Raw genomic sequence first — 14,451 nt, forward strand, 5'->3', positions numbered from 1 at the left:
ATGAAACGTTTGTCGTCTACTGAACTTAAACATGAGAAAAAACGAAAGCTGTCCTGGGTGACAAACAGTATCATCTTATTCAGCTTTATCGGTATATTGTTTTATGGGCTAGCCGTTTTTGCTTTCGGCACTGAAGAGGCGACGTCTGATATTGAAGGGCGCTCGCTTGAACAACGACCAACTTTCTCCCCATCTTCTTTTTTAAACGGGACATATATGGAGACGTTTGAAGCATCAGCGAACGATCAAGTGTTTCAACGTGATTTTTGGATGGAGAGCCAAGCGTGGTTTCAACGTAACGTCCTGCGGCAAGCGATGAACAATGGGGTCATCAATGTCGGCGGGATGCTCTTGTCGCCGGAGACGAATCCGAGTGAATACTCGAGTTTCGGCGTGTTTTTGAAAGAGTTGAAAGGTGAGATGGACGAAGCGGACATTCCGGTCTACTTCGCCTCGGCACCGAGTAAGCCGGTCTATGCGACGCGGAGAGACTTGTTCCCTCCATACGTAGAGAGCGTGGATGCGGCCAATCGGGACGAGCTTCATCAGCGGATTGAGGAAGCGGACATCCCACTATTTGATCTTGAGGAGCGGCTCGGTGAATACGAAGGAGGCGATATTTACTTCATGACCGACCACCATTGGCGGGCTGAAGGGGCGTTCAAAGCATATGAACAAATTATGCGTGATCTCGGAGAAGCGTTTCCGGACGCCGATGCGCTCAGCATGAACGACATGGAGACGAAAACCGTCGACGGCCCGTTCTACGGGTCGAGCGCGCGTGAAATTTCAATTTCCTACGTCGAAGAGCCCGATACATTCACGTACCTTGAACCGAAAGACGGTTTTTCGACGACGGTATGTCGTAACGGCGACGATTGCGGGCATGAAGTGTTAGATCGTGATGTCTTGAATAACACGACTGACTTTACGAACTATTACAACTTGTTCATGGGTGACAACTACGCCCAGGTGACGATCACCCAGGAGGATCCAGACAACGATTACCATCTGCTCGTCTTGAAAGACTCATACGCCAACCCGGTGCTGGGATATCTCGGTGAGTCGTTTGGTCAAGTGACGGCGCTCGACGTCCGTTACTTTGAGGATTATCCGATTGATATTACAGAGTATGCGAAAGCGAACGATGTTGACGGGGTGCTCTTCCTTCATAACGATCGTATCTCGGGACTAGGTTCGACGTATCAAGAGAACTTGTGAAGGGACGTGAGCTAATGCATATCTTCATCCCCGTGTTTTTTCACGCACCGATGGGCGGCTTGCATCATCACGTGCTAGCGACGACCCGTTATATAGTGGACAACGGGCACGAGGTCACAATCGTCTGTAAGCCGGGACCGTTCGCTGAGAAAGCGCAAAAGTTAGGTGCGAACGTCGCAACAACCGATTTTACATCACACGATGTGCATCGATTGTTGCAGGATTTAGCACTCTGTCCGTTCGACATCGTGTACGCTCATCCGTTCGACTCGAGACAAATCGGTCTTGCGATTGCGGAAATTCAACAGATTCCGTTCGTACTCGTCATTCATGGAATGTATGATGATGATTTAGCGTATTATGCGAATCAGACGAGTCATGTGATTGCAGTGTCGCAGTCAATCGCCGAGTTTTTGTACGAGCAATGTCCCGGTATCGAAAAAAGAACGACCGTGCTCATGAACGGAGTTGATAGGCGTTATACACCGACCCCTTTGCCGAAGCCAAGTGACCGACTTCAGGCTGTGTATGTGTCTCGGATGGATGCGGATATGGTGTTCCCATTAGATGTGTTATTAGACGGGATTAGCGATGATCGGTTAACCAATGCCGCGATTGATTGGACATTTATCGGGTCTGGAACGCAACGTGACAAGTATGAGTCGCGTTTTAACGAGATACTTGACGGGACAAACCAGACGATTCACTGGGTCGGTTGGCAAGAGTCTGAGGATGTCATTGATTGGATGCGCCAATCAGACTTCGTCGTCGCCCCGAGTCGTGCTGCCATTGAGAGCTTGGCACTTGGACGGCCGACGCTCGCAATCGGTAGTAAGGGCTATCATGGTCTAATCACGAAAGACTCTTGGCAAGCGGCCGAAGCCACGAACTATGGTGGCATCGGTACGAGGCGCGCCTCTTATCAATCTGGAATGGTTGGAGAAGCCATCTTAAAACTTTTTGACTTGTCTTACCGAGAAGAACTTGCAGAGTTTAGCGCCTCATTGGGTCAGCGGTACCAAGATGAAGATATTCAAAAAAGCTTAGTACATCTTCTTGAAAAACTCGTTATGGAAAAGAATTATCCATTACCGGTCGATTATGTAATTGCACGATATGAACAACTAAATCTTCATCGGGCTAATGAATTATTGGCTCGACGTCTAGCAGCTCGTGAGAAGAAGCTGAAAGAACAACGTCATCTATGATTAGTGTCACGTTTCCGATTTCGGAGCGTGACACTTTTTTAGTTTAAGCTAAATTCATAGGTACGGATGTGAAGTGATGGAACGTCAATCAAAAAATGGAGAGACTCATACGAGTGAATGATATGATGGAGAAGAGGTGAACGCTATGCGACGACATCAAGCAAACGGCACGTATCGCTACGTCCTCATCCTAGGTGCCAAAGTAAACGGGATTCATCCTTCTCCGGCGCTACGTCATCGAATCGACGTGGCGGCTACATATGCGCATCAACATCCGCACGTCATGTTCATCGCCTCAGGCGGACAAGGACCGGATGAAGGCATGGCCGAAGCTCGAGTCATTGCCCGGGAATTGATGACCTGTGGCGTCGCCCCGGAGCGGATTCATGTGGAAGCCGACTCGACGTCGACGATCGAGAACTTTTTGTATAGCCGCGATATATGGGCGGGCGAGACAGGGCTCACCATCGTGACGAACGACTTTCACGTCAGACGGGCTCGACTTGTCGGTCGTCTCTACTTCGGTTTAGAGACGGACGCGCTCTATGCGCCGACACCGAACGCGGTGAGAGTGAAGTACATCATTCGTGAACAGCTCGCCTACATCAAGCTGTTCATACATTATATGCGCTGGAAGTGGCGGCCATGAAAACAAGGACTTAGCGGTTGCTAAGTCCTTGTTCCTTGTGACAGCCAATCTCTTCTGACAACAGGTTGCCGAACGCCTCGGCGCCATCGATGTTCAAATGGACACCGTCGCTCTCGAAATAGTCGGCGTGCCCGGAAGACGCCTTGTGCCAGTCGATGAGCGTGACATCATCATGCAACTCGCTTGCCCGTTTGAGCTTCTCGTTCACCTCGCGTTCCCACGGACGGGGGACGCGTGTGTTGATGACGTACACGTGGTCGGCCGACTCAAACATGGCGATCAACGAATCGAGCTGTTCCATCTTGAAGGCACCGTTCGTCCCGAGGTGAAAAAAGACGACGTGACCGGGAGCGTCATAGTCGCGGTATGTTGTTGCGACATCTTGCGCGTCACTGACTTGGCGGCCGAGTTCGGCGTCGATTTTCATGTTCGGGAAGGCAGTGCCGAGATACTCGTTCAACCCGAGCAGGACCGAGTCGCCAATCGCGAGTGCCGGTGGACAAGACTCGACAGGACGTTCAGGCGTCACTTCCGCCGGTTTTTGGTTGTTCGGCTGCGGTGCTTGGACGACCGGGATGGCCGTCGGCTCGGTCGTCTCGGTGAAGGCGAGAATCGTCAAGTTTCCGATGAGGACGAGTGAAAGCGCCGTCGCCATCGTCACCGCCGCCAATCTAGCCGGTTGCGTTCGACGGGTCGGCATGAGTCTGCGTAGTGTGACGCGGAACCCGTCACGGCGAATCGGTGTCTCAATATAACGATAAGACGTCTCTGCGATGACCAGTGTCAATGCGACTTGGCCGAGCGCGAGGAGACCGTTGAATGAACCGATTTGCTCGAGCGGTGTCGTCAAGATGATGACCGGATAATGCCACAAATAAATGCCGTACGTCCGTGTCCCAATCAAACGAAGCCGTTTGCTTCCGAACAGTCGGGACCATACCGTCGCCGGATGAGCCGTCGCAGCAATCAATATGCCGGATGCCACAGCGACGAGCAAGAAGCCACCATAATATAGAAATGCATCATAGGCTTTGGCCGTCATCATAATCGTGATGAGCGTAAGGAATGCTAAGGTACCACCGATATTCAAAATCCGGAGACCGAGGATTGGGATCTCGCGCTTGAACGCTTCCGGACGCCAACCGAACGCAAGCAACGCCCCGATGAGGAGGGCGAACAGGCAGGTATCGGTACCATAGTAGACACGGCTCGGGTCGACTCCTGGCGTGAAGCGGATTGCCATCCAGACGCATGAGGCGAGCAAAACGATGCCGCTGAACTGAAGGAAACGTTTCTTCATCGTCAGTCCAAGTAGCAAGAGGAGCGGCCAGACGAGATAGAATTGTTCTTCGATGGAGAGCGACCATAAGTTTTGTAGCGGCGACGGTTTGCCAAAACGCTCAAAATAGGAGACGTCATGGAAGATGTACCACCAGTTGTTCACATAAGTGAGCGCGGCGAGCGTATCTTGCCATACTGTATCGAGCAGTTCACGCTCGAACAACGTGACGTACGCCATGACGACCGATAGCATGAAGACGAGAGCAGGCAACAAGCGACGGAACCGGGCGATGTAAAAACGTGTCAAGTCGATTCGGCCGCGAATCGAGTGTTCGCGTAGCAGGATGCCGGTAATCAAATAACCAGACAAGACGAAAAAGACGTCGACGCCGAGAAAGCCTGCAGATATGTACGGGGTATTCAAATGAAACAGAATGACGACAAAAACGGCAAACGTGCGCAAGCCGTCAAGGCCTGGCATATACGTCGCCTTCTGGTGCAAGGGATTCATGCCCCCCACTTCCTTTCTTCAATCCGTATCTCACGTTTCCCTTTTTTGTAAGGAATATATCCTTTAGTATAGCGAGCGACGGACTGGAAAAAGTTTCAAATGATTAACATTTGGTTTAGAGGAGTGGCTGAAAACAGGAACAAAAAAAGGGACACGAGGTCCCTTGTAAATTTACAACATACCAATTACCATCCCACCGATGACCCCGACGATGACGAGCGCCCAAGGCGGCATCTTCCAATACGCGATCATGGCGAACAAGAAAGCAGCGAAGACGAAGTCGACCGCACCGTTCACCGTGCTCGTGAAGATCGGCTGATAGAACGCGGCGATCAAAATTCCGACGACGGCAGCGTTGACACCGATGAGCGCGCCCGCGACTTTCGGGTTGCGACGGAGTGCATCCCAAAACGGCAAGGCACCGAGAATCAACAGGAACGCCGGCAAGAAGATGGCGACCGTGGCGAGCAGTCCGCCCGGAACGCCATTGATGACGGTCCCGAGGTACGACGCGAACGTGAAGAGCGGGCCAGGTACGGCTTGGGCGGCCCCATAACCGGCAAGGAACGCCTCTTCACTCAGGAAACCGGCCGGGACGAGTTCGCGCTCAAGGAGCGGCAAAACGACATGGCCGCCGCCGAAGACGAGGGCCCCGGCGCGATAGAAACTGTCAAACATGGCGACCGATTGACTCTCGATCGTCTCCCGTAAAATCGGCAAGATGACGAGAAGCGCACCGAACAGGCCGAGTAGTGTGGCCCCAAGTCGTTTTGACAGCGGGAATGAGGCCGATTTGACGTCGAGATTCTGCGGTTTGAACAGCAGGAATCCAGCAAGTCCTGCGAGCAAGATGACGAGCACTTGGCTATACGTCGTCTGCCACAACAGCACTCCGGCGAGTGCGAAGAACGCAATCGTTCGTGTCTTCGCGTCCGGCGTCAACTTACCGGCCATCCCGAGAATAGCATGGGCGACGATGGCGACGGCGACGATTTTCAAGCCATAGAGCCAACCGGCGTCCGAGACATCGAGGCCTGAAACGAATAGGGCGAATAAGATGAGGGCGATGACAGACGGGGATGTAAACCCGATGAACGAAGTGATTCCGCCGAGAATGCCACCGCGGACGATGCCGATGCCAATCCCGACCTGACTACTTGCCGGACCGGGCAAGAATTGACAAAGGGCGACGAGGTCGGCATACGCACGCTCGTCCATCCATTTACGGCGACGCACATATTCCTCGTGGAAATACCCGAGGTGGGCGACCGGACCGCCGAACGAGGTCAGGCCGAGCCGGGTCGATACGAATAAAATCTCAAGTAACGTCTTGAACGTTACGCGTTGTTTAGCCATGTGCTTCACTCCTTGATCTCTTTGAATAACTCATATGCTTTTTGACGGGCTTCTGCCAAGACGACGAGGCCTTTTTCGGTCGTCGTGTAATTCTTCCGGATATGACCGTCGACGAGCACGTTCGTCCGGACGAGCAGACCATCTTGCTCCATCGTGTGTAAAATCGGATAGAGCGTACCGGCGCTGATCGAATAGCCATGCTCCTGTAGCTCCTCGACCATCCACGCCCCGTACACCGGGTGCTCGGACGCATGGTGCAAGATATGGATCTGGATGAAGCCGAGAAATAGTTTCCGCAGGACGCGGTCTTCCACGTTCATCACCTCCTTGGAATCGGTTTTCGATATCGGTTTTCGTAATCATGCTAACAATTCTTAAAAGCATATGCAACCCGTGACGTGTCTTTTACAAAAACTCAATGTGCGCACATTGCCAAGAATTGATGCGGAAAATATAGGGAATTTATAAAAAATGAGGTAAACTGAAACGTAAAAGGAAACAGAGGAGGAACCGACGTGGCAGACTTAGACCAGACAAAGCTTCAATCCTTGTTGCGCCATATGCCCCAAGGCTACGTCGAATTTAAAGTGCTCTACGACGAGGCGGGGGAGCCCGTCGATTATGAGTTCCATGCGGTGAACGAGGCGTTCGAACGCATCATGAAAGCGAAGCGTGAACATTTTCTTGGGGGACGCATCACGGACAAGTTAAAAGACTTTGAATATAGCGAACAGGAATGGATCGTCCAGGTCGCCCGTACCGTCGAGAGCGGGGAAGCCATCACGTTCGAACATTTCTCACGTCGGAACAAGGCCTGGTACGAGCTGTCCGTCTTCAGTGAACGACCGGGTTACGTGTCGACGATGTTCCATGACATCACACCGTACGTCCAAGAGAACAATGCATTGAAACAACTCGTCAACGTGTCGCATAGTTTTATTACGACCGGACGTGAACTGTTGATGAATCAACAGTTTCTCGACCAAATCCGTGGTTTCACCGGTGCCAAAGCCGTTGCGCTCAGTTTAGTCGAAGAAGACAAGAAGACGTATTCGACCGTGGCGTTCTCAGGCATCGACGAACTGCTTGAACGCAGTCTCGATGTCCTCGGATTCCATCCGGTCGGTCGCAAATGGCCGATGAGCCCAAAGCGATCGAAATTACTGGAAGCCCCGAGCCCAATCGTGTTCGATGACATTTACCCGCTCGTCGACGGGGTGTTGCCGAAGCGGCTAATCAAAAAAAATATATTGCGGATCTTCAACCTTGGTCAAATCGTCTTGTTCAAAATTGAGAAAGATGGCGTCTTTTATGGCGATTTGACGATTATCATGGAAGGGAAGAAGCAAGCAAACCGCCTCGGTCTCGTTGAATTGTATATCGTCCATATCCTTGAACAAATGACGAAAGCGAACCGGCAAATCGGTGACACGAAAGAATCGATGTTCGAAGGGTTTGCGACGGTCGATTTAGAGTGCATCATGTCCCTCTCAAAACGTGAGATTTTTCATTTGAACGAGGCGTGGGAACGCGTGCTCGGATTCCCGCTCGAAGAACTCGAGAACATGAACATCACAAGTCTCGTCCATCCCGATGACGTCGAGAAGACGACTGAAGCGTTCATGTTGCTCGAGAATGGGCACGATATCTTTCGTTTCGTCAACCGGTACCGGACGATCGACGGAGACTATCGCTCAATCGAGTGGCACTCAAAAGCGCAAGGCAACTATATTTATGCGGTCGCCAAAGATGTGACCGAACGGGTCCAACTCGAAGAAGAACTCGCCGAGCGGGACCGGTTGCTCACGAAACTATCGGATCAAGTACCCGGTGCCATCTATCAGTTCGAGCGCCGTCCGGACGGTAGCTTCCGGTTTCCATTTTATAGCCGAGGGTTTGAAGAGTTGACGGGGATCACGTTCGAGGAGATGAAACAAGATTCGACGCTCGTCTTCACGAAAATTCATCCGGAGGACTATCCGAACGTGATGGCAAGTATCGAGACGTCATATGAGAACCTGACGATTTGGGATGCGGAGTTCCGCGTCGTAATGCCGGACGGGCGGACGGCATGGATGTTAGGCTCGTCCCGTCCAGAGAAACTCGGGGAAGGACATGTGCTCTGGCACGGTTATATCGGTGACGTGACCGAGAAGAAAAAGTATGAGATGGAAATCGAATACTTAAGTTACCATGACCAGTTGACGGGCATGAAGAATCGTCGCTATTTCGATGAAGCGCTCATCACCTATGACGAGCCCTCCTATTATCCGCTCGCCTTGATTGTCGTCGACGTCAACGGATTGAAGCTGACGAACGATGCGTTCGGTCACCTTGTCGGGGACCGCTTATTGATCGAGGCGACGATGACGCTCAAACGAGAGATTCGCGGGAAGGACACGGTCGCCCGCATCGGTGGGGATGAATTTGTCATCATCATGCCGAACACGGAACTTGAAGAGGCGAAGCGCTTGTCCGATCACTTGAGCCAACTGTTCCTCGCCAAATCGATTGAAGGATTGCCAATCTCGGCGTCGTTCGGTGAAGCCGTGAAAGAGGATGACTCGCTGTCAATCATGGAAGTGTTCAACTTGGCCGAGGACCGGATGTATCATCATAAAGTGTCCGAGAAACAGAGCCGGCGCCACCATTCGATTCAGCTCATCATGCGGACGCTCTACGAGAAGATCCCGCGTGAGGAAGCGCACTCGCAACGAGTCGCCGAACTATCGCGACAACTCGGACAGGCGATGAACTTGACGAGCGCCGACGTGAACGAACTCGTCACGGCCGCGACACTGCATGATATCGGCAAGGTCGCGATCAGCAACGATATTTTAGACAAGACCGAGGCGTTGACCGAGTCCGAATGGCGTGAAATCAAACGTCATCCCGAAGTGAGCTACAACATCTTGAGCACGGTGCCGGAGTACGGGCCGCTATCCGAAATCGTGCTCGCCCATCATGAACGATGGGACGGAAACGGCTATCCGAAAGGGGTGAGCGGCGAGCAAATCCCGCTCGCGTCTCGCATCATCTCGATTGCGGACACGTTCGACGTCATGATGACGGGACGTCCTTACCGAGAGGCGAAGACACTTGACGAGGCGCTCGCCGTCATCGCCGAAGAGGCGGGCCGTCAGTTCGACCCCGAACTCGTCGACGTGTTCTTCGAGAAGGTCGTACCCACCTTGCAACGTTAATCGAATCAAACGAAAAAGGGGAGCCATCGCGGCTCCCCTTTTCACGTGAGGAGACGTTTCTTCAGCGTCCAGGCGCTAATAAGGAAGACGGCGAGCGCCATCCCGAGCAGGATGAGGACGGACTGCATCGGGGAGCGTCCCTCATACATTCGGGCGACCCCGTAATTGAACCAATACGTCGGCAAAAAGCGACCGACGACTTGGAGCGTATCAGGTAGCCAGGTCAGACTGATGAAGGCACCGCCGGTAATGGCCGCCGCCATCGTCACGGACGTCTGCCAAATGTTCGCTTTCTCCCGGTTCGTCGCGAGGATGGCGATGAGCGACCCGATGGCGAGGCAGACGAATAAATAGGCGACGAACAACAGCATGAGAACGGGCAGGTGGGTGAGAATATCCTGGCGGTAGAGGACGGCGCTGAAGGCAAGCAGCATGAGCACGTAAAGTAGCCCGACCGCGCAGAACGAGACGAACAACGAGCCGATGTAACGCCGGGGCGTGACCGGGGCGGCGAACAGGCGGGAATAGATTTTCTCGTCCCGGTCGTCGGAGACGAACAACGGGATGAACTGGAGAAACGCCGACATCATGACGAACGACAGGAGACCAAGGAACGCCTGCGTCCGCTCCGTCGTCGCCACGCTCTGTTGGAACGGCTCACTCGAGAGCGTATAGCCGGTCTCGGTCTCGCGTTCGGCGAGTTCGGTGAAACGCTCTTCGTCAAACTCACTTGCGATCAGTAGCTGTCGCTCACGGGACAGGTGTGAGTTGAGCGCTTGTTCGATCAAGGCGGCGTCACTTCCTTCGGTGGCGCTGAACGATAACCGCGGTGATTCACCATTCAAGAGCGCCTCGGAGAATCCGTCCGGAATCACTAAGACGATATCTTGTCCTTGTAACAACGCCTCGTCGGTCTCATCTGTCTCAAGTGGTGTCACCGAACCGAACCGTCCCGCCTCTTCAATCACACGACCGGCGAGCGTCCCGCCGTCGCGGTCGAGGATGCCGATCGAGGCGTTCAAGGCGGATGTCGAGCTGAGGAACGATAAAATCAAGGCGAAACCGAAGACGGAGACGAACGTGAACACCCACAATCCTTTTTTTCGAAGCATGCGCTTGGCGACATGTCTAAATAGCACCACGGCGGTTCACCCCTTTCCAAAGCAATAAACTGAGGACGGCGAACACGAACAGATGCACGGCGAGCCAACCGAGGCTCTGCCAAAAGACGGCGGTATCTCCACCGCGCAGAAGCACCTGGAGCATGCCTTCCCGCATGAAAATCGGCATGAAGACGTACTGGGCCCACGGCGCGACACTCAGCGTCACTTGATCGAAACCGGGGACATAGCCGCCGGAGAGGATCATGATGATGGCGACGAACCCGTTGACGATGGCGTCTTTCGTCGCGCGCGAGAGACGGGGCAGGCTCGACACGAAAAAGCCGAAGGCGGTGCCGTAAAGCGCGAGGGCGAGCCAAGAGACGAACAACAGACCGAAGTGAACGTAGTCGAGTGAGAAGCTCCGATACACGAAGTGGCTGAACCAGAACACGAGCACGAGTTGCAGGAAGATGAGAGTGTATCGGCTGAGACTTCGGGCCAGGCGATACTCGATCCGGTTGACCGGGGCTGCTTGGATGCGGAGATAGCTCCCCGTCATCGGCTGCTCCTCGCTGAGCATGCCGGTAATGTAGAACGCACCGAACAGTGCCGTCATGATGGAAATCGTGACGGTGAAGTATTCGAGTGACGTCGGGGTCCGACCGGACAAATCGACGCTCTCGCTGTCGATGAACGTCTCAGGCGTAAACGGGGCGGAGACGCCTGCTTCGGCGAGCATAATTTGCTGATTGGCGACGTCCGTGTACTGCCGGAGGATGGCCTCGATGACGTCGAATTCGATTGTCGACGGTTCCTCGTATAGCAGACGGACGTCGGGACCGTCCAAATGAAGGATGACATCGGCGTCGCCATCGTTCACGCCCGTCTCGGCAGCGGCGATACTATCGTACGGGACGAGATGGATGAATGTTTGAATGTCGTCATCGGCGAGGAACGTTTCGAGCGGCACCCGATAATTATCCGTCGACTGTTCGACGTAGGCGACGTCCGTGACCGGGAGCGAGAAGTTGCTATTGAAGACGGCCGACAGCATCGTCCCAAGTCCGAAGATGAGAATGATCGGGAAGATGAGCATCCAAAAGATGGTCGAGCGGTCGCGCAGTTGCTGTTTGACATCGTATTTGATGAACGTCCATAGTCTCATCGCGCTCACTCCCTCAGCGTCTTGCCGGTCAAGGCCAGAAAGACGGTATTCAAGGACGGCCGGTCGACCGTGATCGAGGTGAAGCGGATCCGCTCGTCATGGAGCACATCAAGGAGCGGGGCGAGCGGGGTGTCCTTCTCGAGCGACACGTCGAGGAACGGTTCCTCGTATTCGACTTTCTTTACCCGTTCGAGCGATTCGAGCCGTTCGAGGAGGCCTGGGGTGAGGGGGTCTACTTTGATTCGGGCCGTCTCGAGCGTCATGACTTGGTCTTTCAGCTCGTCTTGTGTGCCCTCGGCAATAATCCGTCCTTCATCGACGATGGCGACACGGTCGCACAGCATCTCGACTTCTTCCATATAGTGGGACGTATAGATGATTGTCGCCCCGCGGCGGTTCAACTCGCGGATGTTCTCGAGGATGGTATTGCGGGACTGTGGGTCGATGGCGACGGTCGGCTCATCCATGAAGATGAGCTCCGGCTCATGGACGATGCCACAGGCGATGTTGAGACGACGAATGAGCCCCCCGGACAGTTCCGGCGGACGTTTCTTTTGGTGCGGCGTGAGTTCGACGAAATCGAGGGCGGCCACGGTCTTTTGTTTCGCCTCGGCCGGTTTGAAGCCGTACAGTTCAGCGAAAAATTGAATGTTTTCAAAGACGGTCAGTTGATCTGATCGTACACGGAGACGTGTTGCGGGACGATGCCGACGCGCCGTTTGATCGTCCGTTCATCCTTTGGCATCGCGTGGTCGAAAATACGGATGGTGCCGCTGTCGGCCGGATATAGGTTCAGCATGACGGAAATGGCGGTCGTCTTCCCGGCCCCGTTCGGACCGAGCAGGCCGAACAGCTCGCCGACCTCGACGTGAAGTGAAAAGTCGTTCAAGGCAATCGTCTCACCGAACCGTTTCGTGACGTGGTCGAGCGCGATGATGGACACGTGGACGCAACTCCTTTCAAATGAGGAACGTGAAAAAGCATACAAGGTTTTGTTCCCGTTTGCAGGAACTTCCGAACCAGATGCCGAATGAATTATAATAGTCGAATTATTCGGACAATTTATAGGGGTTGAAGTGAGGGATTGTGATGAAAAAGTGGCAGTTCAATAAAGAAGAGTCGAGTGAGAAATTTCCGGACGAGATGGCGTGGGCATTGTTTTGTACGGTCGAGCCGAAACGGATGGACACGACACTCCCGTTCTATTACGACGAGTCGGTGTTCCGCTTCTCGAACGGGGCGGAATCGTTTTATTTCAAAGTCTCACCGAGTTATCACGAGTTCGAAGTGAACGTCAAAGATGCGGCGGGTGAGTTGCTATATTATCAGCTCCTCCGCACCGTCGGGAAAGTCGAGGTGCTCGAGGACCGGCGCGACCACGGTGAGCTGTTGATCGTCATGAACGAGGACCGCAACCGAACGGTGACGACGATCGAGCTGACCGTTCGACCGCGTTTCCGGGTGCTCGTCAAAGAACATTATGTTTGAGTTTTCCTCACAGTGGTACATGAATTAGACATGATATCACGAGGAGGAGATTCACATGAAAGACGGACTCAACAAAAAAGTCGATGGCTTGATCGATAAAGCGGCAGGCAAAGCGAAAGAAGCGGTCGGCAATGCGTCGGACAATCGATCACTCAAACGTGAAGGTCAAAAAGACCAAGTGAAAGGGACGGCTAAAGACAAGATGGGCCAGGCTCAACAAGACCTTGAAAGCCTGAAAGACGAACGCCGCTAATAAAAACCGGGAAGTCGCGAATGATGCGACTTCCCATTTTTTCATTTGGTCAAAAAGATTTGGACGTGAATCGTCGACCCTTGCGCGTTCTTGGCGGCGCCGACACCGAGGTGGGTGAAGTTATCGTTCAAGATGTTGGCACGGTGGCCCGTCGAGTTCATCCAGGCGTCCACGGCTTGCGCGGGGTCGCTCGAGCCCATATAAATGTTCTCACCCCAGCCGCGATAGCTGACGTTGTAGGCATCGAGCGTATTCCCTGGGCTCCCGTTCTCACGGAGCTGATGCGAGAACTGTCCCGTCCGTGCCATCTCGTCGGCCCGGACTTGGGCGACACGGTTCGCCTCGCTCGTTGCGGCGAGCGCCGACAAACCGGCTGACCGTCGCTCCTCGTTCGTCTCGGCCAAGACGCCGCTCACAGGTGCCGTGAACGTGACGTGTTTTGCCATGAGATAGCCGGTCTTCGTCCCGGTCGTCACTTTGTACCAGCGCGTCGATCCGGTATAGCGGTACGAACTCGTGTCGAGTTCCACACCTTGACGCAAGAAGGCGACGTTCGAAGACGAGGTGAGCGGTTTTGACTTCAAATAGACGCTCGACGGAGCGATGTAGGCCGTCTTCTTGAACGCGACTTCCGCCGTCGATAAGTTGACGTATGCGGCCGGGACGTACGCGTAGCCCGATCCCCATTGAATCTTGTACCATTTCGTTCCGTTCACATAAAATACGGTGCGGACAGTCATCGTGCCGTCGCGTTTGATCAGTCCGAGACGTGTCGCCGAAAGCGATGGGGTTTTGCGAACCGGCAGCTGACTGATGTTCGTGACGCTCCCTTTCGTATTGACGGTCGTCTCACGATAAGATGCTTCCACGATTGTCGGATTGACAGAAAGAGGGGGCGCTGACGTAAAGGTGAGCGCGGTTGCAAGGGCGGCAGCTATAAGGACTGAGGCTGTTTGTTTCAAGATGAGAACTCCTTTTTGATTATATAACCATATAATATATTGAATAGGACG

At 53.6% G+C, this 14,451-nt stretch carries 14 protein-coding genes; 6 read left to right on the forward strand and 8 right to left on the reverse strand.

The features are described from left to right. From DPV68_RS11240 to DPV68_RS11250, 3 genes are all read left to right on the forward strand, one after another. Entirely contained in the window at nt 1–1,221 is a 1,221-nt protein-coding gene (locus tag DPV68_RS11240) for a DHHW family protein (RefSeq protein ID WP_114166902.1), read from the forward strand. 14 nt (nt 1,222–1,235) lie between these two features. Beyond that, the gene (locus DPV68_RS11245; RefSeq protein ID WP_114166903.1) at nt 1,236–2,429 is read left to right on the forward strand and encodes a glycosyltransferase family 4 protein; all 1,194 of its coding nucleotides are present in this window, start codon (nt 1,236–1,238) and stop codon (nt 2,427–2,429) included. A gap of 145 nt (nt 2,430–2,574) precedes the next feature. After that, the gene (locus DPV68_RS11250; RefSeq protein ID WP_114166904.1) at nt 2,575–3,078 is read left to right on the forward strand and encodes a YdcF family protein; all 504 of its coding nucleotides are present in this window, start codon (nt 2,575–2,577) and stop codon (nt 3,076–3,078) included. A 10-nt stretch (nt 3,079–3,088) separates the two neighbouring features. Here DPV68_RS11250 and DPV68_RS11255 read toward each other — a convergent pair whose 3' ends face one another. The 3 genes from DPV68_RS11255 to DPV68_RS11265 all read right to left on the reverse strand — a co-directional run bounded on the left by DPV68_RS11255 (nt 3,089) and on the right by DPV68_RS11265 (nt 6,540). Further along, on the reverse strand, nt 3,089–4,870 hold the full coding sequence (locus DPV68_RS11255) for an acyltransferase family protein (protein ID WP_114166905.1): 1,782 nt from the start codon (nt 4,868–4,870) through the stop codon (nt 3,089–3,091). Nucleotides 4,871–5,041: 171 nt separating this feature from the next. Continuing rightward, nucleotides 5,042–6,226, reverse strand: a complete 1,185-nt coding sequence (chrA, locus tag DPV68_RS11260) for a chromate efflux transporter (RefSeq protein WP_114166906.1) — start codon at nt 6,224–6,226, stop codon at nt 5,042–5,044. 5 nt (nt 6,227–6,231) lie between these two features. Further along, the gene (locus tag DPV68_RS11265; RefSeq protein ID WP_114166907.1) at nt 6,232–6,540 is read right to left on the reverse strand and encodes a PadR family transcriptional regulator; all 309 of its coding nucleotides are present in this window, start codon (nt 6,538–6,540) and stop codon (nt 6,232–6,234) included. A gap of 201 nt (nt 6,541–6,741) precedes the next feature. Here DPV68_RS11265 and DPV68_RS11270 point away from each other — a divergent pair, with 201 nt between their 5' ends. Next, complete coding sequence (locus DPV68_RS11270; RefSeq protein WP_232819614.1) at nt 6,742–9,429, forward strand: HD domain-containing phosphohydrolase; 2,688 nt, start codon at nt 6,742–6,744, stop codon at nt 9,427–9,429. Nucleotides 9,430–9,470: 41 nt separating this feature from the next. Here the strand turns inward: DPV68_RS11270 and DPV68_RS11275 are convergent, their stop codons facing one another. From DPV68_RS11275 to DPV68_RS15075, 4 genes are read right to left on the reverse strand one after another with little or no spacing between them, the layout of a single operon-like run. Continuing rightward, on the reverse strand, nt 9,471–10,571 hold the full coding sequence (locus DPV68_RS11275; RefSeq protein WP_114166908.1) for an ABC transporter permease: 1,101 nt from the start codon (nt 10,569–10,571) through the stop codon (nt 9,471–9,473). Then, on the reverse strand, nt 10,558–11,697 hold the full coding sequence (locus DPV68_RS11280; RefSeq protein ID WP_232819615.1) for an ABC transporter permease: 1,140 nt from the start codon (nt 11,695–11,697) through the stop codon (nt 10,558–10,560). Before DPV68_RS11280 ends, DPV68_RS11275 begins: the two co-directional genes overlap by 14 nt. 5 nt (nt 11,698–11,702) lie before the next feature. Continuing rightward, nucleotides 11,703–12,365: an ABC transporter ATP-binding protein gene (locus DPV68_RS11285; RefSeq protein WP_370447075.1), complete on the reverse strand. Its 663-nt coding sequence runs from the start codon at nt 12,363–12,365 to the stop codon at nt 11,703–11,705. After that, the gene (locus DPV68_RS15075; protein WP_232819616.1) at nt 12,362–12,640 is read right to left on the reverse strand and encodes an ATP-binding cassette domain-containing protein; all 279 of its coding nucleotides are present in this window, start codon (nt 12,638–12,640) and stop codon (nt 12,362–12,364) included. The genes DPV68_RS11285 and DPV68_RS15075 overlap by 4 nt, the downstream gene beginning before the upstream one ends. Nucleotides 12,641–12,786: 146 nt before the next feature. On the opposite strand from DPV68_RS15075, the gene DPV68_RS11290 reads away from it, so the two are divergent. Further along, nucleotides 12,787–13,185 carry a hypothetical protein gene (locus DPV68_RS11290; RefSeq protein WP_114166910.1) on the forward strand — a complete coding sequence of 133 codons (399 nt, stop codon included), beginning with the start codon at nt 12,787–12,789 and terminating at the stop codon, nt 13,183–13,185. 55 nt (nt 13,186–13,240) lie between these two features. Then, nucleotides 13,241–13,438 (forward strand): CsbD family protein, encoded by a 198-nt coding sequence (locus tag DPV68_RS11295; protein ID WP_114166911.1) that lies wholly within the window; start codon nt 13,241–13,243, stop codon nt 13,436–13,438. Between the two features lie 41 nt (nt 13,439–13,479). Here the strand turns inward: DPV68_RS11295 and DPV68_RS11300 are convergent, their stop codons facing one another. After that, on the reverse strand, nt 13,480–14,400 hold the full coding sequence (locus tag DPV68_RS11300; protein WP_114166912.1) for a CAP domain-containing protein: 921 nt from the start codon (nt 14,398–14,400) through the stop codon (nt 13,480–13,482). Nucleotides 14,401–14,451 lie beyond the last annotated feature (51 nt).

This window comes from Exiguobacterium sp. TNDT2 (genome assembly GCF_003331145.1).
Taxonomy (GTDB): domain Bacteria; phylum Bacillota; class Bacilli; order Exiguobacteriales; family Exiguobacteriaceae; genus Exiguobacterium.

Bases quoted from the DNA above. Each gene is read 5' to 3' on its own strand.
- DPV68_RS11240 (WP_114166902.1), top strand. From the start codon at position 1: ATGAAACGTTTGTCGTCTACTGAACTTAAACATGAGAAAAAACGAAAG.
- DPV68_RS11245 (WP_114166903.1), top strand. From the start codon at position 1,236: ATGCATATCTTCATCCCCGTGTTTTTTCACGCACCGATGGGCGGCTTG.
- DPV68_RS11250 (WP_114166904.1), top strand. From the start codon at position 2,575: ATGCGACGACATCAAGCAAACGGCACGTATCGCTACGTCCTCATCCTA.
- DPV68_RS11255 (WP_114166905.1), bottom strand. From the start codon at position 4,870: ATGAATCCCTTGCACCAGAAGGCGACGTATATGCCAGGCCTTGACGGC.
- chrA (WP_114166906.1), bottom strand. From the start codon at position 6,226: ATGGCTAAACAACGCGTAACGTTCAAGACGTTACTTGAGATTTTATTC.
- DPV68_RS11280 (WP_232819615.1), bottom strand. From the start codon at position 11,697: ATGAGACTATGGACGTTCATCAAATACGATGTCAAACAGCAACTGCGC.
- DPV68_RS11290 (WP_114166910.1), top strand. From the start codon at position 12,787: ATGAAAAAGTGGCAGTTCAATAAAGAAGAGTCGAGTGAGAAATTTCCG.
- DPV68_RS11295 (WP_114166911.1), top strand. From the start codon at position 13,241: ATGAAAGACGGACTCAACAAAAAAGTCGATGGCTTGATCGATAAAGCG.